The following is a 17,537-nucleotide window of genomic DNA, read 5'->3' on the forward strand; positions in this document are numbered from 1 at the left end:
CCAGCGGCAGGCGATGGAAGGCAGGTTTTACGCGATGAAGTGCATAAAACGGCAGATGAACGGTTTTGGGATTAAAGTCGGAAGGCGTGCTCGGCGGCGAAATTAAATTTCGCCTGCCGGGTGTTTTGCGGCGCTATATTTGAATGAGGGAAATATTTCTTAATACAAGGTCTGCGCCGATTCATGCAGCAGCTGGCCATACAGGGTATGGCGCATCTTGGCAATCTTGCCTTCCGATAAGGCTTGCAGGATGGCGCATTGCGGCTCGATCAGGTGGCGGCAGTTATAGAACTTGCAGCCGCCAAGATACGGCTGGAATTCGCGGAAGGCCCGCTCCAGCATGCCTTCGGACAGGTGGTACAGGCCGAATTCCTGGAAGCCGGGCGAATCGATGATGGAACTGTTCGCGCCCAGTTCGTCGAGCTTGTACAAGCGCGTAAAGGTCGTCGTGTGCTTGCCCGTGTCGAGCGCGGCCGAAATTTCGCGCACGGCGATGTCGGCGTCCGGCACCAGCAGGTTGATCAGCGACGATTTGCCCATGCCCGACTGGCCGATCAGGATCGACGACTGGCCCGCCAGCAGCGGCGCCAGGGTGGCCACGGCGTGCTCGGGTTCGGCACGGGCCGACACTTCATCGACGGGGTAACCCATCGAGGAATACGGCAGCAGGCGTTCGCGGGCGCGCTCCAGCGAAGCGGTCACGTCCGTTTTGTTGAGGATGATGCGCGCCTCGATGCCGGCCGCGTCGGCCGCCACCAGCGAGCGCGAGATCAGGTCGTCGGCAAAGCCCGGCTCCGTCGCCACGACGATGAACAGCTGCGTCAAATTGGCGGCCAGCAATTTCGATTTGTACTGGTCCGAGCGGTACAGCAGGGTCTTGCGTTCCTCGATGCGGTCGATGACGGCCTGGTCGTTGGAAGTGCGCGTCAGGTGCACGATGTCGCCCACGGCCACATTGGTTTTCTTGCCGCGCGTCACGCATTGCAGCTTGGCGCCATCCACGTCGGCCAGGTAATGGCGGCCGTGGGCGGCGATGATGACGCCCGTCAACTTGCCTTCGCTCATGCGGACACCTGGCTGCTCTGGTAGATGAGGTCTGCCTTGGCGGCGCAGATAAAGTCGTTTTCGGACAGGCCGCCGGCGCCCTGGTTGACCGAGTGCGTATCGTAGCGCACGGCGCAGGTTTTGTAAGTAATGATGAGCTCCGGATGGTGGTCTTGCGTATGGGTCATATAGGCCAGGGCGTTTACGAACGCCAGGGTCTGGTAGTAATTCTTGAAGCCGAAGTCGCGGCACAGCTTGCCATTTTGCACCGTCCACTGGGGCAGCAGGGCGTGCAGGGTGGCGATGTCCGTGTCGCCCAGCGCCTGCTGGCGCTGCGCGCAGGACAGTTGGGCCAGGTCTTGCGAGGTCGATGGCGTATTCATGTGGCAGCCCCTTTCAGGTGGCGGATGCGCACGCTGGCCGGCGGGTGCGAGTCGTAGAAGGCCGAGTGCAGCGGGTCGGGCGTCAAGGTCGACGCATTGTCTTCATACATTTTGACGAGGGCCGAGACGAGGTCGTCCGCCTGCGTGTGCGTGGCGGCAAAGGCGTCCGCTTCGAATTCGTGCTTGCGCGAGCTGAGCGACGTCAACGGTCCCAGCAGGAAAGTGAAGACGGGCAAGGCCAGCATGAACAGCAGCAGGGCCAGCGCATCGGTCGGCTGGCCCGTCAAGGCCAGGGCGACAGGGTCGACACCGAGGCCCGCGTAAAACCATGGCTGCGTCTTCAGGAAGCCCAGCAGCGCGAGGAAACCCAGCGAGATGACGAACATCATGGCGATGCGCTTGACTATGTGCTTGAGCTTGAAGTGGCCCAGTTCATGCGCCAGCACGGCTTCGATTTCCTGCGGCGCCAGGCGCGACAGCAGGGTGTCGAAGAAGACGATGCGCTTGTTAGCGCCAAAGCCCGAGAAATACGCATTGCCGTGGGCGCTGCGCTTCGAGCCATCCATGACGAACAGGCCATTCGAGGCGAAGCCGACGCGCTGCATCAAGCCTTCGATGCGGCTTTTCAGCGCTTCGTCGGCCAGCGGCGTGAATTTGTTGAACAGCGGGGCGATGACGGTCGGGAACAGCACCATCATCAGCAGCTGGAAGCCGCTCCAGACGAACCACGCGTACAGCCACCACAGGTCGCCCGACTTGGCCATCAGCGCCAGCACGACCCAGATCAGCGGCAGGCCGATGGCCGCGCCCAGGCCCACGCCCTTGAGCATGTCCATGAAGAACAGCTTGCGCGCCATGGTGTTGAAGCCGAAGCGCTGCTCCAGCACGAATTGGCGGTAGTAATCGAAGGGCAGGTCGATCAGGCCGGAAATGGCGGCAAAGGCGGCGATCAGGCCGATCTGGTACAGCATGGGCGAGCCCGGCCCCATCCATTCATTCAGGTGCAGCGCCAGCCATTGCAGGCCGCCCAGCAAGGTAAAACCGATCAGCACGGCGTAGTTGACCAGCAAGGTCAGCAGGCCGAACTTGGTCTTCGCCACCGTGTAGTCGGCGGCCTTCTGGTGCGCGGCCAGCGGGATTTTTTCCGCGAACTCGGGCGGAACAGCGGCGCGGTGGGCCAGCACGTGGCGAATCTGCCGCGAAGCGAGCCAGAAGCGCACGGCCAGGGTCAAAACGAGGACGGATACAAACAAAATCGAAAACGCGAGTGAATACATTCTGTGCCTGTGAGAAAATGGCTGATTATTTAGTTTGATTAGGCCAAGAGAGAATTATGTCACAAGCGACCGACTTAACTGCAGCCACCTCTGCATCCGCCCCCGCACCCACCGTGCCGGCACGTCCAAACGAGATGAACCTGGTCTGGGTCGACATGGAAATGACGGGCCTGGAGCCCGATACCGACCGCATCATCGAAGTGGCGGTCGTGGTGACGGACATGCATTTGAACCTGCTGGCCGAAGGCCCCGTGTTCGTGATTCATCAATCCGATGAAACTCTGAACAAGATGGATGCCTGGAACAAGGGCACGCACGGCCGCTCGGGCCTGATCGACAAGGTGAAAGCGTCGACCGTGACGGAAGCGCAGGCGGAAGCGGAATTGATCGCGTTCCTGAAGAAATACGTACCGGCAGGCAAGTCGCCCATGTGCGGCAACACCATCGGCCAGGACCGCCGCTTCATGGTGCGCGGCATGCCAAAGCTGGAAGCGTTCTTCCACTATCGCAATGTTGACGTGTCGACACTGAAAGAGCTGTGCAAGCGCTGGAAGCCGGAAATCGCCACCGGTTTCAAGAAACACCAGAAGCATACGGCGCTGGCCGATATCCTGGAATCGATCGAAGAGCTCAAATACTACCGCGAGCACTTTATCAAGTTGTAATGGTGTTGTCGGCTTACGCGCTGCGCGCTAAGCCGACCTACGTGCTCTGATCTGTTGCTCCGGCTGGTTTGGTGGTGTTGTCGGGTTACGAGCCATCCACCGCCGCTGGCGTAGGTCGGCGTAGGTCGGCTTAGCGCCCTGGCGCGTAAGCCGACACATCCGCTGCCTCGACATCGAGGGCGGACCAAGCGCCATCCTCACCCTGCCATTCCAGCGCAAACGGTCCCGTTTGCCGTAAAGCCGTGATCCAGCGCACCGCGCCAGGCTGGCGGAAATATTCCTCGCACTGACCGAACGGCTGGTCCAGCCGGCACAGCACCAATCCCTCGCCCGCGACGGCGCACCATTGCTCATCGACATCGATCAAGGCTGCGGCCGGGTCGCCATAGAACTCGCCCACGCTCGCTTGCCGGCCATCGGCAGCGATCACCGTGGCGTGCTCGTATTCATGCTGGACACTATATGCGGCGCTGCGCGCCAGTTCCCTGCTCGTCATGCTGTCTCCACTGTTGGCCAGACGGTTTCCTGGTCGGCGCGCGCCTCGGCGATCAGCCATTCGCAGAATGCATGCACGAGGGGCCGCGTTTCCGCCTGGGGCGAGCGCAGCAGATAATAGCAGTGGGGGCCGCGCACGGCGTGTTCGAATACGCGCACGAGGCGGCCCGACCGCAAATCGTCGCCGATCAGGGGACTGGCGGCAATGGCCACGCCCTGGCCGCTGGCGGCCGCGTCCAGGCACAGATAGGTGTGCGAAAAGCGCGCGCCGCTGTTGCCGCTATTGCCGCTGTAATGCACGCCGCAGCTGTGCAGCCAGCGCGTCCAGTCGATTTCGCCGGGCAAGTGCACCTCTGGCTCGTCGTGCAGCAGCGGATAGCGCAGCAGGTCGGCCGGCTGGCGCAGGCTGGCCGCGTTGGCGCGAAAATCGGGGCTGCAGACGGCGGAAAACCATTCTTCCATCAATAAATCGACTTTCAGGCCCGGATAGCGGCCCGGTCCCAGGCGGATGGCCACATCCACGCCGTCGCGCGCCAGGTCGACCGGGTGCATCGACGCCAGCACGCGCAGCTCGATCTGCGGATAGCGGTCACGCAGCCGGCCCAGGCGCGGCATCAGCCAGCGCGAGACGAGCGAGCTGGTGGCCGTCACCGTCACCACCTTGTCGTCGCCCTGGCGCCGCGCCTGTTCGGACACGTCGGCCAGCTGGTTGAGGATCGGCCCCAGCGAGGCCGCATAGCGCTGGCCGGCATTGGTCAGCACCACGCCGCGCGGCAGGCGCTGGAACAGCACGATGCCCAGCCACGCTTCCAGCTGTTTCACGTGGTGGCCGATGGCGCCGGCCGACACATGCAATTCTTCGCCCGCGCGCTGGAAGCCTTCATGGCGGGCGGCCGCCTCGAAGGCGTGCAGGGCGGCAAGTGGGGGCAGGGGACGTGACATGGCACTCTCAAGAGAATTGAGCCTCAGTAATATTTGGCCTATCCGTGAAGAATATTGGTTTGTTTCATTTTGCGCAAGCGAATATGATGCCGTCACTGCGTGAAGCGACCCGCAATAGGATTTACGCATGCATCATCTCCCGGCCTTGCTGGGCATTTATATTTACAACGTTACAACGCCTGGAAAACCGTCGCGATACGCAGCAGGTTTGCCCAGGTGTACTCAAAGAGGTTAGTCATGTCTGATCGCCGCGCTGTTGCGCTGGTGTTGCTGTCGGCCGCCGGTTTCGGCAGTTCCGCAGTGTTTGCCAAGGCGGCATATGCGTCCGGGGTCAACCCGTCGACCATGCTGGCCTTGCGTTTCGTCATCGCCGCCATGCTGTTGCTGCCGCTCGTGTGGCTCGGTGGCTGGCGCTTGCCGCGCGGCCGCCTGCTGGCCGGCTACATGCTGATGGGCCTGATGTACACGGCCCAGTCGCAAGGCTATTTCAATGCCCTCATGTATGCAAGCAGCGGCCTGTGCGGCATGCTGCTGTACGTGTATCCCGTGCTGGTCACCATCCTCGCGCTGGCGCTGGGCTGGGAAAAACTGGACCGCCGCATGCTGGTGCTGATGGCGCTGGCCATCGCCGGCATGGCCATCACCCTGGGCGGCAAGCTGCAGGGTCAGCCCATCGGCATCGCCCTGGCATTGATGGCGGCCGGCGTGTACGCCGTGTACATCCTGTTTGGCAACAGCCTGTCGAAAAGCCGCGAGAATATTCACCCATTGGCCGCCTGCGTCGTGATCCTGGGTACGGCAGGCCTGTCGAACAGCGCGATCGCCTTGTGGCAGGGCGTGTCCTTGCCAGGCACGGCGACGGGCTGGCTTGCCGTCAGCGCCATCGCCCTGTTCTCGACGGCCATCGCCATTGCCGCCTTCTTTGCCGGCGTGGCGCAGATCGGCGCGGCCAAGGCGTCCATCATTTCCACGTTCGAGCCCGTAATCACGATGGCGTTCGGCGTGACCTTGCTGAAGGAGTCCGTCAGCGGCACGCAATTGCTGGGCGGCGCCATGGTGCTGGCCGCCGTCGTCTTGCTGGCGCAGCGGCCCACTGCCAAGCCGGTCTCCATGCCGGCCGTGCAAGCGAGCGCCTGACCTTTTTTCCCGAACTGATCGGTTGTATCGATCGGTCTCCTTTGCGCCGCGACAGGTTTCCTGTCGCGGCGCTTTTTTTTGCGCGGTTTTTCTTCACATAAATAACACTTTATTGCGAATGATTCTCATTTATAATTGACTTCAAGATTCCCCCACCACCAGCCAGCCCATGCCAGCCAGTGTTCGCCTTGAAAGGAGACACCGTGTCGAGCATGCCCCCTATTTGCAATACCGAGCTGGTCACCAGCGAATTTACCCGCCTGCGCCGCGAGAAAAAAGCCCGCCACCGCGACATCGCCGAAGACCTGGGCATTTCCGAAGGCGAGCTGATCGCCGCACATGCGGGCCTGTCGCTGGCCAATGGCGCCTTGCTGGGCGCCGAGCGCCTGCAGCCCGACTGGCCCGCCATCATTGCCGCGCTGGAACCGCTGGGCGAAGTCATGGCGCTGACGCGCAACGCTTCGTGCGTGCATGAAAAGACGGGTGTCTATCGAAAAGCCAGCCACAACAACCACGTGGGCCTGGTGCTCGGTGGCGACATCGACCTGCGTGTGTTCTACCGCCAGTGGGCGCATGGCTTTGCCGTACGCGAGATGGGAGAAAAGGAAGTGCAGCGCAGCCTGCAGTTTTTCGACGCGGCCGGCCAGGCCGTGCACAAGATTTTTCTGAAGCCGCAAAGCGATATTGCCGCCTACGACGCGCTGGTGACGCATTTTGCCGATGCGGACCAGGCGCCCGGCATCGCCGTGGCGCCGCCGGCGCCGGCGCCGGCCGAATTGCCCGATGCGCAGATCGACGTGGCCGGCTTTCGCGCCGCCTGGGCCGACTTGCGCGACACGCATGAATTTTTCACCATGCTGAAAAAATACTCGGTCTCGCGCCTGCAGGGCTTGCGCCTGGCCGAGTCCCGTTTCGTGCAGCAGCTCGACAAATCCTGCGTGCTCGACCTGCTCAAGGACGCCGCGCTTGAAAAAGTATCGATCATGGCTTTCGTCGGCAATGCCGGCATGATCCAGATCCATTCGGGCCCCGTGCACAAGATCGCCGTGATGGGGCCGTGGATCAATATCCTCGACACGCGCTTCAACCTGCATTTGCGCGAAGACCATATCGCCAGCGCCTGGGTGGTGAAAAAGCCCACGGTCGATGGCCTGGTGACGTCCGTGGAACTGTTTGACGCCAAGGGCGACACCATCGTCATGTTCTTCGGCGAGCGCAAGCCGGGCGTGCACGAGCTGTGCGAATGGCGCCATATCGTCGACCGGGTGGCGCAGGAGGGCGAACTATGCGCCGCATGATCGCCGCCAGCGTGGCGCGCCGCATCGCGCTGAAAAAGATGGGGGCGGGAGCCCTGGCGCTGGCCGCGCCGATGCAGGTGCTGGCCGCCGTGTCCGACGCGGGTAAACCCGTGGCGAAAGCGCGGCGCATCGTCAGCGTGGGCGGCGCCCTGACGGAAATCGTCTATGCGCTCGAGGCGCAGGGCGAACTGGTGGGCGTCGATACGACCTCGCTGTATCCGGCCGTGGCGCAACAGCTGCCGCAGGTCGGCTATGCGCGCACCTTGTCGGCCGAGGGCGTGCTGTCGCTGGCGCCCACGCAGCTGATCGCCACCGAGGAAGCGGGGCCGCAAGCCGTGCTGCGCCAGGTACGCGATGCAGGCGTGCCGGTGGCGGTGCTGAACGCGAATAACCAATTCGAAGGCTTGCTCGAACGGGTGAAACAAGTGGGCCAGATCACGGGCCGGCCCGACCCCGCCGCGCGCCTGGCGCAAGCCTTGCAGCAGCAGTGGGACGGCGCCCTGGGCAAGGTGCGCCAGCGCAGCCACTCACCGGTACAATCAGCCGTGCGCGTGCTGTTCATCCTCGCGCATGCGCCGAACCAGGTGATGGTGGGCGGGCGCGAGACGGGCGCCGACGCCATGCTCGCGTATGCGGGCGCCGTCAATGTGATGGGCGGGCAGGGTGGATTCGCCGGCTACAAGCCGCTCACGCCGGAAGCCGTGATCGCCGCGCGGCCCGACATCGTGCTCGTCACGGACCAGGGCTTGAAGGCCTCGGGCGGCGTGGACGGCATCTTGAAACTGCCAGGCCTGGCGCAGACGCCGGCCGGGCGCAAGCACCGCATCGTGTCGCTGGAAGCCATGCTGCTGCTGGGCTTTGGCCCGCGCATGCCGCAGGCGCTCATGGAACTCGACGCCGCCTTTGCGAAAGCCATGGCTGCATGAACGTGGCCTCCGTGGTGTCCGCCGCTCCATGGCGCTGGCCACGCTGGGGCGCTGGCGGAATGCTGGCGGCCGCACTGGCTGGCGGCTTGCTCATCGCCGTGCAGGCGGGCGCCGTGCCCGTGACGCTGGCTGACTGGCTGGCGCCGTTTCAAGCGGGCGACGAGGCGTTGTCCGGCGGCGCCTATGTGCTGTGGCATATCCGTTTGCCGCGCGCCCTGTTCGCCGCCCTGATCGGCGCCGCGCTGGCGCTGGCCGGCGGCCTGACGCAAGGATTGTTCCGCAATCCGCTGGCCGACCCGGGGTTGCTGGGCGTGAGCAGCGGCGCCGCCTGCGCGGGCGCGGCCACCATCGTGTTTGCCGCCAGCCTGCACGTGGCACCCGAGCTGCGCGTGTGGCTGCTGCCGGCTGCCGCGTTTGCGGGCGCCATGCTGATCTGCGTGCTGCTTGACAGGGTCGCCCGCTGGGCCACGCCCGGCTCCATCGTCGGCCTGCTGCTGACGGGCGTGGCGCTGAACGCCATCACGGTGGCCGTCATGGGCCTGTGCATCTACCTGGCCAGCGACGACCAGTTGCGCACCCTGACTTTCTGGACCCTCGGTTCGCTGTCGGCCGGCAGCTGGCGCCAGGTGGCGGCCTTGCTGCTGGTGCTGGCGGGCGCGCTGTGGGCCACGCGCTACCTGATGCGCGCATTGAACGCGCTGGCGCTGGGCGAGGCGCAGGCGCTGCACGTGGGCGTCGACGTGGGCCGGCTGCGCACGCAGGTGATCGTGCTGGTGGCCGTGCTGACAGGGTTTGCCGTCGCCTGGTGCGGCGGCATCGGTTTTATCGGCCTGATCGCGCCGCACCTGGTACGCACCTGGCTGGGCGCCGACCAGCGCCGCGTGCTACCGCTGTCCATGCTGGCCGGCGGCTTGCTGCTGCTGTTGGCCGACACCCTGGCGCGCACGGTCGCCATTCCCGCGGAAGTCCCCGTCGGCATTTTCACGGCCTTGCTGGGCGGGCCATTTTTCCTGATGCTGTTGCGGCGCTTCCGCCACGGCACCGCCTAGAGGTGAACATGACGCCCTTGCTGGAACTCTCCTTCGCCACCACGCAACTGGGCCAGCAGTATTTCGGCCCCTTCACTGTGCGGGTGGCGCCCGGCGAGCGCATCGCCATCCTTGGCCCCAGCGGCGCGGGCAAGTCGACGCTGTTGAAACTGATGGCGTGCGAACTGCAGCCGCAGGCGGGCCAGGTGGTGCTTGCCGGCCGTCCCCTGGCGCAGTGGCCGCTGGCCGACCTGGCGCGGTGCCGCGCCGTGCTGCCGCAAGGTTCGAACGTGGCCTTCGGCTTGCAGTGCGAACTGGTGATCGGCCTGGGACGGGTGGCGCGCCTGGTCGACCCGCAGCTGGAACGGATCGTGCAGGACGCTGCCGCCCTGGCCCGCGCCGGGCATCTGCTGGGCCGCCGCCTCGATACCCTGTCCGGCGGCGAGCAGGCGAGGGTGCAGCTGGCGCGCATCTTCGCGCAGATGTGGGATGTGCGCGATGGCTTGATACTCGTCGATGAACCGCTGGCGGCGCTCGATCCCGGGCTGCAGTTCGATCTGCTCGACAGCCTGCAGCAGTTCTGCGCCACGCGCGGCCACGCCGTCATCGCCATCCTGCACGACATCAATCACGCCTTGCTGGGTTTCGAGCGGCTGCTGCTCGTGCGTTCGGGCCAGCTGGTCGCAGACATCGCCAGCGATGCCGGCGCCGTGCCCGCCCTGGCCGCGCTGTACGGCATCGCCCTGACGACGGCGACCAGCAGCGACGGCCACGTGTGCGTCATCCCTGCCAGAAGCGCGGTGCGCAGGGCGGCCTGACCGACTCACTCACCACACGTCCGCCGCGCGCGGCCGCGCCATCTGGCCGCTGCCCAGCAGCCACACCATCAGGGCGTCGGCCTGTTCGCGTGTGGCCGCCACTTCCTGCACGATGCCGAACGCTTTCATGGCGCCAGCGGCCATCGCTTGCAGGCACGCGCGCTGTTCCGCGTCCGCTTCGATGGACACCAGGCCCCGGCAAATGGCGGCCAGCGCCACCTTGTTGTGCTCGAGCCACAGGCCGCGCCGCTTGCGGTCGACGTGCGCTTCATCGCTGCGCTCCTCTTCGAACAGCATGACGAACGGTTCGCCGTGGCGCAGCAGGGCGTCCATGTCGTTTTCCCACAGCGGGGCATAGCCGGTAACGGCCGTTTCAGGGCGAAAGCGCACGATGGGAAAGTCGCTGACGTCGTGGATGGAAAAATGGGCGGGATTCGGTTTCATTGGGTACTTTCTTGCGAGGTGCTTGAAAAGGCTTGCCAGCCGCCGCCCAGCGCCTTGTAAACCTGGACCAGCGACAGCGACGCGGTGGCGCGGCTGTCGACCAGCGCCGCCTCGTTGTTCAATAAGGTGTTTTGCACGTGCAGCACGTTGATCAAGTCCGTGCCGCCCTGGCGGTACTGCAGTTCCGCGCTGCCCAGCGCGCGCCGTCCCTGTTTGACGGCTTCATCGAGGCTGGCCTGGCGGCGGGCGTTGGCCTGGTAGCCGGACAAGGCGTCTTCCACCTCGTGCCAGGCGGCCAGCACCGTCTGGCGGTAGGCGATGGCCGCTTCCTGCTGCTGCGCTTCGCGCAATTGCAGGTTGCCGCGCAGGCGGCCGCCATCGAACAGGGGTACGCTGAAGCCGGGACCGAAGGCAAAGCGCTTGGCATCCCAGCCGATGTCGGACAGCTGCATCGCTTGCAGGCCGATGCTGCCCGAGAGCGTGATGCGCGGATAAAAATCACCTTGCGCCACGCCGATGGCGGCCGTGGCCGCGTGCAGCTGCGCTTCGGCGCGGCGGATGTCGGGACGCCGCTCGGCCAGGCTGCTGGGCACGCCCAGCTGCACCTGCATGGCCACGGCGGGAATGTCCTTGACAGCCGCCAGCTCCGCCTGCAAAGCTTGCGGTGGCAACGCCAGCAAGAGGGCGAGGGCATTGCCCAGGCGCGCTTCGCGCTGCTGCAGCGGCGGCAAACGCGCTTCGATGGTGGCCACGTGGGCCGCCGCCTCGGCCTCGTCGAGCTGCGTCGCCGCGCCTTCGCGCAGGCGGATGCGGGTCAGCTCCAGGGTATGGCGGGCGATGTCGAGCAGCTGCTGCGTGATGGCCAGGGTTTGCTGCGCGCCGCGCAACTCGATGTAGTCGCGCGCCGTCTCGGCCAGCACGGCCAGCAGCACGCCGCGCTGCGTTTCCTGGGCCACGTCAACGCGCGCGTCGGCCGCTTCCACTTCGCGCCGCACGCGGCCCCACAGGTCCAGCTCCCAGGCCGCATCGAGGTTGCCTTGCCACAGGCTGTAGGCGGATTGGCCGTTGTTGCGCGACGGGTCGCTCAAGCCTTGTTCGCTGTTGCGCGCGCGGCTGTAGCCGCCATTCGCGCCCAGGGACGGGCCTTGCGCGGCGCCGGCCACACCGCGCGCGGCGCGGCTCTGTTCCAGCCGGCTGGCGGCCGCCAGCACGTCGAGGTTGGCGCCGGCGGCGCGCCGCAGCAGGGACGACAGGGTCGCGTCGCCAAAGCCGTCCCACCAGTGCTGCTCGATGGCGCCATCCTGTGCCGCCGCGAAGCGGGCATCTTCCGCCTGACGCCATTGCTGACCCAGGTCATGGGGCGGGCGCTGGAAGTCGGTGCCGACGCTGCCGCAGCCGGCCAGGCCCAGGGCCGTGATCAAGATCAGTGCTTTCATCGCGCGCTCACCTGTTGCAGCTGTTGACGGCGCGCGGCCGTATCGATGCGCACTTCGGCCGACATGCCCACGCGCAGGCGGGTGCCCCGGTCCCGGTCGCCGTCCTGCTCCGGGTCGAGCGCGATCCGGACGGGGATGCGCTGCACCACCTTGGTGAAGTTGCCGGTGGCGTTTTCCGGCGCGATGGCGGCAAACGTCACGCCCGTGGCCGGCGCGATGCTGTGCACGGTGCCGTGCAGGAGCACGCCAGGATAGGCGTCGATGGCGATGCTGGCGCGCTGGCCCTGGCGCACGTGCGTGAGCTGGGTTTCCTGCAGATTGGCGACGACGAAGCTGCGGTTCAGTGGCACCACGGCCATCAGGCTGGCGCCGGGCGCCACGAGGGCGCCGACGCGTACGGCGCGGCGTCCGACGATGCCGTCGATGGGAGCACGCAGCTGCGTATGCGACAGATCCAGTTCGGCCCGTTGCAGGTTGGCGCGGGCGCGCAGCAGGGCCGCTTCAGCCGCCCCTTGCTGCGCTTGCAAAATGTCAGTCTGCTTGCGGGTGGCGACGAGGGCGGCGCGGTTTTGCGCCAGGCGCGCGCGGCTCACGTCGTAGCGCGATTGCGCCTGCTGGGCGTTTTGCACGCTGCCCGCGCCCTGGCCGGCCAGGTGCGTTGAACGGGCCAGTTCCTGCTGCGCCAGTTTGTCTTCCGCCTGGTTGGCCTCGACCAGGGTGCTGGCTTGTTCGATCACAGATTGCTGGCGCTGCACCGTGGCGCGGGCATAGTCCAGCTGCGCCTCGGCGCCCGCTACTTCGGCGCGTGCCGAGGCGGCGGCGGCCTGGTAATCGCGGTCGTCGATGCGGGCCAGCAGCTGACCCGCCTTGACAGCCTGGTTGTCTTCCACCAGCACTTCCCGCACGATGCCGCCCACCTTGGGAGAAAGCACGGTGTAGTCGGCGCTGACGAAGGCGTCGTCGGTGCCTTGTTCTTCGCTGCGGGAAAACAGCAGTTGCCAGGCGCAAAAGGCGAGGGCGCAGGCCAGCAGGGCCAGGCCGAGGAGGAAAGCGCGCGAGCGCAGTATGGGGACATTCATGGTGAGGCTCTTTCGTAAAAATGAAAATTCAAGCGGCGCGCGGCGGATAGACGCGCGTCGGCAGGATGGGGATGATCACAATCATGGCCAGCGCGATGGCGGCCACGCAGAGGTACAGGTCGGACGAGGTCAGGGTGACGACTTGCGCATGCATGCGCTGTGCCAGCCCTGGCACATCGACGGCGCCCGGCAGGTTGCCCAGGCGTTCGCTGAGCACCGTCGAATGGAAATGGTTGCGGCGCGTGATCAGCGCATCGAGCACGCCGGTGGCGACGACGGCCGACATGCCCTTGATGGTGTTGAACCAGGCCGAGGCGAACGGTCCATCCTGCGGCGCCAGGCCCGTGGTGGCGAGCAGCAGCAAGGGAATCACGGCCATCGGTTGTGCAAAGATCTGCACCGCTTGCAGCAGGTAGAAATGCGTGCGTATCCAGTCCGGCGACATGCGCGCGCCCAGCACGCAGGACAGGGCCAGCATGCTCAGGCCGATGGCCAGCACCCAGCGGCAGTCGACGGCGCGCAGATTGCACATGGCGGCCACCAGCGGCAGGGCGACCAGCTGCGGCAGCGCCACCATCAGCATCACGGGCGCCGTTTGCAGCGGGCGGTAGGCGTGCACCTGCGCCAGGTAGGACGAGGGGATCAGGATCACGGCCAGCAGCACGAACAGCACGCCGCCCAGGGTCAGCAGGGCGTGGCTGAGGTTGCGCCGCGACAGCAGCTGCAGCTTGAAGAAGGGCAGCGGGTGCGACCACTCGTTGATGAAGAACAGCACCAGCAGCAATAGACCGCCGCCCAGCAGCACGCAGATCAGCGGCGAGGCGAACCACGCCAGGCGTTCGCCCTGCAGCATGCCCACCACCAGCATGCTGATGGCGGGCAGGCCAAGCAGCAGGCCGCGCCAGTCGAACTGGCGGAAACGTTCGAGGCGCAGCGGGTCTTGCGGCAAGCCCCAGGACACCATCAGCAGGGCGACGATGCTGCCCGGGACGACTTGCCAGAACGCCCATTGCCAGCCCAGGTACTCGGTCCAGAAGGCGGCCAGCGGCGTGCCCAGGCTGGGGCCGAAAGTGGCGCTCAGCGCATAGCCGCCCAGGCCATACAGCTTGATGTTCGGCGGCAGGAAGCGCAGCGCCACCGTCATCAGCATGGGCGGCAGGGCGCCGCCGGCCGCGCCCTGCACCACGCGCAGGAACATCAGCACGGACAGGTTCGGCGCAAACGGGCATAGCAGGCCGGCGGCCATGCAGACGATGATGGCGGCGGCCGTCAACCGGCGCAGCGAGAACGTGACGGAACACCACGGCGCGAACGCCATGGCCGACACCGAGGCAGCCGCATACAGGGCCACGAGCCAGCTGGCGTCGTCGCGCGCGATGCCCATGGCGCCGCGAATGTCGGCCAGCGCGATCTTGGTGATGTTTTCATTCAGGCCTGACACCAGCACGGCCAGCAGCACACCGGTCAGGCCCGTGGCCAGGCGCAGGCCGAAGATAGGAGGTGAGGGAGGCGGCGCGGCCGCAGGGGCGGCGCCGGGAAGGGGGACAGCGGACACAGGGAACTCCGTGGATGAGGATCAGTCCACGCAGTATAGGTAGCCGTTAATCTTGTGAAAATTGATAATTAAGGAAGTGTGAATTGCGTCTGGCGCAATGATGGTTGGGGTCGGACCCTGTGGGTCTGACCCCGGTCTTTGTCGTTGGGTTTGGCGTGTGAGTTCAGATCAACCCCAATCAAATGCTGGGGTCAGACCCGCAAGGGTCTGACCCCGTGCACAGCTCCTTGATCATGCGGCGCAGCCAGCGGTGCGCGTGGTCGTGGTCGAGGCGCGGGTGCCAGGCCTGGAAGACTTCCACGCTGTCGACGGGGATGGGCAGTTCGAACGTGCGCAGCTTCAGGCCCAGGCGCTCGACGATGGCCAGCAGCGGTGTGGGCATCAAGGGCAGCAGCAGGCGCGAATCGGCCACGGCGAAGATGGCAGACTGGAAGTTGGGGCTGATCAGCGAAACCCTGCGCGTGTAGCCCCGCTCCGCCAGGGCCGTATCGAACGGGCCGCGCGCCAGGCCGCGCCGCGAGACGCTGATATGTTCGTACTCGGTAAAGCTGTCGAGGTTGATGGGGCCGTCGAAGATCGGGTGGTCGCTGCGGGCGATGCCGACAAAGCCGCTGCTAAACAGCTGCTGCAGTTTGATGTCGGGCGCAAAGGCGCGCCGCGCGCTGATGTACAGGTCAATGCGGCCCGCGTGCAGGGCGTCGTTTTCCGTGGCGCCGTCGCCTTCGGGCACGAAGCGCAGCACGGTGTGCGGCGCGTGCACGGCCAGCAGGTCGCGCAGCTTGCCGCCGTAGGCGCCGACAAACACGTCATTGGCGCACAGGCTGAAGGTGCGTTCCAGGGTGCGCAAGTCGACTTCGCGGCCCGACGTGAAGATGGCGTGCGCCTGCTCCACCACGCCGCGCACCTGCTCGCGCAATTCCAGCGCGCGCGGGGTGGGCGCCAGGCCGCGCCCGGAGCGCACGAAGACGGGGTCGCCGATGGCGTCGCGGATGCGCGCCAGGGTGCGGCTCATGGCCGGCGCGCTCAAGTTCATGCGCCGCGCGGCGGCCACGGCGCTGCCTTCCTCGAGCAGGATGTCGAGGGCGACGAGCAGGTTCAGGTCGGGGAGTTTCATGCGCCGATTATAGCCCGGGGGCCAGCGCCGGCGCTGCGCCGGCAGGACGCCGGCGCAACAGGGATGCTACTGCGCGATTACTCGGCTGCCGGCTCGGCGCCGCAGCATTTCTTGAACTTCTTGCCGCTGCCGCAAGGGCAGTCGTCGTTGCGGCCCACTTTCGGCTCTTCGCGCTTCATGGTTTGCACCGGTGCCTTGCGGCGCGGGACCCAGAAACGGTGGATGGCCGGCAGGTTCGCTTCCAGTTCCTGCGCCAGCTTGTGCGCCTTGACCGGGTCTTCCACCAGTTTCAGTTCTTCTTCCTTGATTTCGTCGGCGCCCAGCAGGTAGATAGGCTGCATCAGTTCGGCCACTTCGGAATCCCAGATCTCGTTCCACGAGCCCGGACGCAGTTCCATGCCGTCCCAGAAGCCCCAGCACCACGCTTCGGCGTCGATCAGGGTCTGGCCTTCGTAGTCGTGCTCGACGAACAGGGCTTCGAATTCTTTCGGCGCCACTTCGAACGTCACCAGCACTTCGTTCATGAAGCGCATGATCAGGTTGACGATGCGCTCTTCTTCCTTGCTGTTCTTGAACTTCGGCGCGTCGTTGACATCTTCGCCCCACACGCGCGGCAACCACTCGGCCGGCATGATCGGTTCCGGACCGATGGCCACGGCCGTCAGATAGCCGTGCAGCATATCCATGGTCATCGCGTCTTCGGAGCACCGGTCCGACAACAGGAATTGGTCTAATTCGTCAAATTCTTTTTCTGATAATGGCTGTTCGAGTTGCATGGCTTGCTCTTTGATTGAATGTAAGGCGCCAGTATACGCCTTGCTGCGGCTTGCCGCCCAAGTGTTTGCACCGGCGGCCCGCGCGCGCCTTACAATGTCGCTTATGCACAATGAAAACCAGCCGCACGAGGACGACCGGCCCGTCCATCCCTTTTCCGCCCTGAGCCCCGATTGCGTGCTCGACGCCCTCGACAGCGTGGGACTGCGCGGCGATGGCCGCCTGCTGGCCTTGAACAGCTATGAAAACCGCGTCTACCAGGTGGGCATCGAAGACAGCGCGCCGCTGGTGGCCAAGTTTTACCGTCCCGCGCGCTGGAGCGATACGGCCATCCTGGAAGAACACGCGTTTGTGTCCGAACTGGTCGAGCGCGAAATCCAGGTGGTGCCGGCGCTGTCCATCAATGGCAGCACCCTGCACCAGTACCAGGGCTTCCGCTTTGCCGTCTTCCCCCGCCACGGCGGCCGCGCGCCAGAGCTGGACGACCCGGCCACCCTGGAATGGATAGGGCGCTTCATCGGCCGCATCCACGCCGTCGGCGCGCTGTCGACCTACAAGGAACGGCCGGCGCTCGACCACCAGACGTTCGGCGTCGAACCGCGCGAGTTTTTGCTGGGGGGCAATTTCTTGCCGCCCGAACTGCTGGCCGCCTATTCCAGCGTGGCGCAGCAGGCGCTCGATGGCGTCAAGCGCTGCTATGACCGCGCGGGCGACGTGGCCATGCTGCGCACGCACGGCGACTGCCATGGCGGCAATGTGCTGTGGACGGACGCCGGTCCCCATTTTGTCGATTTCGACGATAGCCGCATGGGGCCGGCCATCCAGGACCTGTGGATGATGCTGTCGGGCGAGCGCAGCGACCAGGTGCGCCAGATGAGCGACATCCTGGCCGGTTACGAAGACTTTTGCGATTTCGACCCGCGCCAGCTGTACCTGGTCGAAGCGCTGCGCACCCTGCGCCTGATCCATTATTCGGCCTGGCTGGCGCGCCGCTGGGATGACCCCGCCTTCCCCGTCGCCTTCCCGTGGTTTAACACGCAGCGGTATTGGCAGGACCGGATATTGGAACTCAGGGAGCAGGTGGCCTTGATGGATGAAGCGCCATTGTGGCCTGTTTGACCT

18 protein-coding genes are annotated in these 17,537 nt (G+C 65.6%); 7 read left to right on the plus strand and 11 right to left on the minus strand.

Translation table 11 applies throughout. The features are described 5' to 3' along the window. Window positions 1-159 precede the first annotated feature (159 nt). Genes rsgA through OPV09_RS08970 form a run of 3 tightly spaced genes read right to left on the minus strand, consistent with a single transcriptional unit; the run spans window position 160 to window position 2,704 of the window. The gene (gene rsgA, locus OPV09_RS08960; RefSeq protein ID WP_034785059.1) at window positions 160-1,065 is read right to left on the minus strand and encodes a ribosome small subunit-dependent GTPase A; all 906 of its coding nucleotides are present in this window, start codon (window positions 1,063-1,065) and stop codon (window positions 160-162) included. Further along, window positions 1,062-1,427: a 4a-hydroxytetrahydrobiopterin dehydratase gene (locus tag OPV09_RS08965; protein WP_219330197.1), complete on the minus strand. Its 366-nt coding sequence runs from the start codon at window positions 1,425-1,427 to the stop codon at window positions 1,062-1,064. Before OPV09_RS08965 ends, rsgA begins: the two co-directional genes overlap by 4 nt. Then, on the minus strand, window positions 1,424-2,704 hold the full coding sequence (locus OPV09_RS08970) for a M48 family metallopeptidase (protein ID WP_338681313.1): 1,281 nt from the start codon (window positions 2,702-2,704) through the stop codon (window positions 1,424-1,426). Before OPV09_RS08970 ends, OPV09_RS08965 begins: the two co-directional genes overlap by 4 nt. A 56-nt stretch (window positions 2,705-2,760) precedes the next feature. Here OPV09_RS08970 and orn point away from each other — a divergent pair, with 56 nt between their 5' ends. After that, window positions 2,761-3,369, plus strand: a complete 609-nt coding sequence (gene orn / locus OPV09_RS08975; RefSeq protein WP_175444464.1) for an oligoribonuclease — start codon at window positions 2,761-2,763, stop codon at window positions 3,367-3,369. Window positions 3,370-3,499: 130 nt separating this feature from the next. Here orn and OPV09_RS08980 read toward each other — a convergent pair whose 3' ends face one another. Both OPV09_RS08980 and gcvA read right to left on the minus strand, forming a co-directional pair. Continuing rightward, entirely contained in the window at window positions 3,500-3,865 is a 366-nt protein-coding gene (locus tag OPV09_RS08980) for a hypothetical protein (RefSeq protein ID WP_338681314.1), read from the minus strand. Then, window positions 3,862-4,806, minus strand: a complete 945-nt coding sequence (gene gcvA / locus OPV09_RS08985; protein ID WP_058051030.1) for a transcriptional regulator GcvA — start codon at window positions 4,804-4,806, stop codon at window positions 3,862-3,864. Before gcvA ends, OPV09_RS08980 begins: the two co-directional genes overlap by 4 nt. Before the next feature lie 237 nt (window positions 4,807-5,043). Here gcvA and OPV09_RS08990 point away from each other — a divergent pair, with 237 nt between their 5' ends. From OPV09_RS08990 to OPV09_RS09010, 5 genes are all read left to right on the plus strand, one after another. Next, a complete protein-coding gene (locus OPV09_RS08990; RefSeq protein ID WP_058051029.1) occupies window positions 5,044-5,943 on the plus strand; it encodes a DMT family transporter in 900 nt (299 codons plus the stop codon). A 212-nt stretch (window positions 5,944-6,155) separates the two neighbouring features. Continuing rightward, complete coding sequence (locus OPV09_RS08995) at window positions 6,156-7,241, plus strand: hemin-degrading factor (RefSeq protein ID WP_338682247.1); 1,086 nt, start codon at window positions 6,156-6,158, stop codon at window positions 7,239-7,241. Next, window positions 7,229-8,167, plus strand: a complete 939-nt coding sequence (locus tag OPV09_RS09000) for a heme/hemin ABC transporter substrate-binding protein (protein ID WP_338681315.1) — start codon at window positions 7,229-7,231, stop codon at window positions 8,165-8,167. The genes OPV09_RS08995 and OPV09_RS09000 overlap by 13 nt, the downstream gene beginning before the upstream one ends. Beyond that, a complete protein-coding gene (locus OPV09_RS09005; RefSeq protein ID WP_338681316.1) occupies window positions 8,164-9,216 on the plus strand; it encodes an iron ABC transporter permease in 1,053 nt (350 codons plus the stop codon). Before OPV09_RS09000 ends, OPV09_RS09005 begins: the two co-directional genes overlap by 4 nt. An 8-nt stretch (window positions 9,217-9,224) precedes the next feature. Beyond that, window positions 9,225-10,013, plus strand: coding sequence for an ATP-binding cassette domain-containing protein (locus OPV09_RS09010; RefSeq protein ID WP_338681317.1), 789 nt, complete (start codon window positions 9,225-9,227; stop codon window positions 10,011-10,013). A 9-nt stretch (window positions 10,014-10,022) separates the two neighbouring features. On the opposite strand, the gene OPV09_RS09015 is transcribed toward OPV09_RS09010, so the two are convergent. From OPV09_RS09015 to OPV09_RS09040, 6 genes are all read right to left on the minus strand, one after another. Then, window positions 10,023-10,457, minus strand: coding sequence for a hypothetical protein (locus OPV09_RS09015; RefSeq protein ID WP_338681318.1), 435 nt, complete (start codon window positions 10,455-10,457; stop codon window positions 10,023-10,025). Further along, complete coding sequence (locus OPV09_RS09020; protein ID WP_338681319.1) at window positions 10,454-11,893, minus strand: efflux transporter outer membrane subunit; 1,440 nt, start codon at window positions 11,891-11,893, stop codon at window positions 10,454-10,456. Before OPV09_RS09020 ends, OPV09_RS09015 begins: the two co-directional genes overlap by 4 nt. Further along, complete coding sequence (locus OPV09_RS09025; protein ID WP_338681320.1) at window positions 11,890-12,972, minus strand: HlyD family secretion protein; 1,083 nt, start codon at window positions 12,970-12,972, stop codon at window positions 11,890-11,892. Before OPV09_RS09025 ends, OPV09_RS09020 begins: the two co-directional genes overlap by 4 nt. Before the next feature lie 28 nt (window positions 12,973-13,000). After that, on the minus strand, window positions 13,001-14,527 hold the full coding sequence (locus OPV09_RS09030) for an MFS transporter (protein ID WP_331778930.1): 1,527 nt from the start codon (window positions 14,525-14,527) through the stop codon (window positions 13,001-13,003). A gap of 178 nt (window positions 14,528-14,705) precedes the next feature. Beyond that, complete coding sequence (locus OPV09_RS09035; RefSeq protein WP_072456293.1) at window positions 14,706-15,641, minus strand: LysR family transcriptional regulator; 936 nt, start codon at window positions 15,639-15,641, stop codon at window positions 14,706-14,708. 77 nt (window positions 15,642-15,718) lie between these two features. Next, window positions 15,719-16,417 carry a UPF0149 family protein gene (locus tag OPV09_RS09040; protein ID WP_034759318.1) on the minus strand — a complete coding sequence of 233 codons (699 nt, stop codon included), beginning with the start codon at window positions 16,415-16,417 and terminating at the stop codon, window positions 15,719-15,721. Window positions 16,418-16,520: 103 nt separating this feature from the next. Here OPV09_RS09040 and OPV09_RS09045 point away from each other — a divergent pair, with 103 nt between their 5' ends. Then, window positions 16,521-17,534, plus strand: coding sequence for a serine/threonine protein kinase (locus OPV09_RS09045; RefSeq protein WP_338681321.1), 1,014 nt, complete (start codon window positions 16,521-16,523; stop codon window positions 17,532-17,534). Window positions 17,535-17,537 lie beyond the last annotated feature (3 nt).

Source organism: Janthinobacterium sp. TB1-E2 (assembly GCF_036885605.1).
Classification (GTDB): Bacteria; Pseudomonadota; Gammaproteobacteria; order Burkholderiales; family Burkholderiaceae_D; genus Janthinobacterium; species Janthinobacterium aestuarii.

Excerpts from the sequence above, each read along its gene's own strand:
- rsgA (WP_034785059.1), bottom strand. The coding sequence starts at position 1,065 with ATGAGCGAAGGCAAGTTGACGGGCGTCATCATCGCCGCCCACGGCCGC.
- OPV09_RS08965 (WP_219330197.1), bottom strand. The coding sequence starts at position 1,427 with ATGAATACGCCATCGACCTCGCAAGACCTGGCCCAACTGTCCTGCGCG.
- OPV09_RS08970 (WP_338681313.1), bottom strand. The coding sequence starts at position 2,704 with ATGTATTCACTCGCGTTTTCGATTTTGTTTGTATCCGTCCTCGTTTTG.
- orn (WP_175444464.1), top strand. The coding sequence starts at position 2,761 with ATGTCACAAGCGACCGACTTAACTGCAGCCACCTCTGCATCCGCCCCC.
- OPV09_RS08980 (WP_338681314.1), bottom strand. The coding sequence starts at position 3,865 with ATGACGAGCAGGGAACTGGCGCGCAGCGCCGCATATAGTGTCCAGCAT.
- gcvA (WP_058051030.1), bottom strand. The coding sequence starts at position 4,806 with ATGTCACGTCCCCTGCCCCCACTTGCCGCCCTGCACGCCTTCGAGGCG.
- OPV09_RS08990 (WP_058051029.1), top strand. The coding sequence starts at position 5,044 with ATGTCTGATCGCCGCGCTGTTGCGCTGGTGTTGCTGTCGGCCGCCGGT.
- OPV09_RS08995 (WP_338682247.1), top strand. The coding sequence starts at position 6,156 with ATGCCCCCTATTTGCAATACCGAGCTGGTCACCAGCGAATTTACCCGC.
- OPV09_RS09000 (WP_338681315.1), top strand. The coding sequence starts at position 7,229 with ATGCGCCGCATGATCGCCGCCAGCGTGGCGCGCCGCATCGCGCTGAAA.
- OPV09_RS09005 (WP_338681316.1), top strand. The coding sequence starts at position 8,164 with ATGAACGTGGCCTCCGTGGTGTCCGCCGCTCCATGGCGCTGGCCACGC.
- OPV09_RS09010 (WP_338681317.1), top strand. The coding sequence starts at position 9,225 with ATGACGCCCTTGCTGGAACTCTCCTTCGCCACCACGCAACTGGGCCAG.
- OPV09_RS09015 (WP_338681318.1), bottom strand. The coding sequence starts at position 10,457 with ATGAAACCGAATCCCGCCCATTTTTCCATCCACGACGTCAGCGACTTT.
- OPV09_RS09020 (WP_338681319.1), bottom strand. The coding sequence starts at position 11,893 with ATGAAAGCACTGATCTTGATCACGGCCCTGGGCCTGGCCGGCTGCGGC.
- OPV09_RS09025 (WP_338681320.1), bottom strand. The coding sequence starts at position 12,972 with ATGAATGTCCCCATACTGCGCTCGCGCGCTTTCCTCCTCGGCCTGGCC.
- OPV09_RS09035 (WP_072456293.1), bottom strand. The coding sequence starts at position 15,641 with ATGAAACTCCCCGACCTGAACCTGCTCGTCGCCCTCGACATCCTGCTC.
- OPV09_RS09040 (WP_034759318.1), bottom strand. The coding sequence starts at position 16,417 with ATGCAACTCGAACAGCCATTATCAGAAAAAGAATTTGACGAATTAGAC.
- OPV09_RS09045 (WP_338681321.1), top strand. The coding sequence starts at position 16,521 with ATGCACAATGAAAACCAGCCGCACGAGGACGACCGGCCCGTCCATCCC.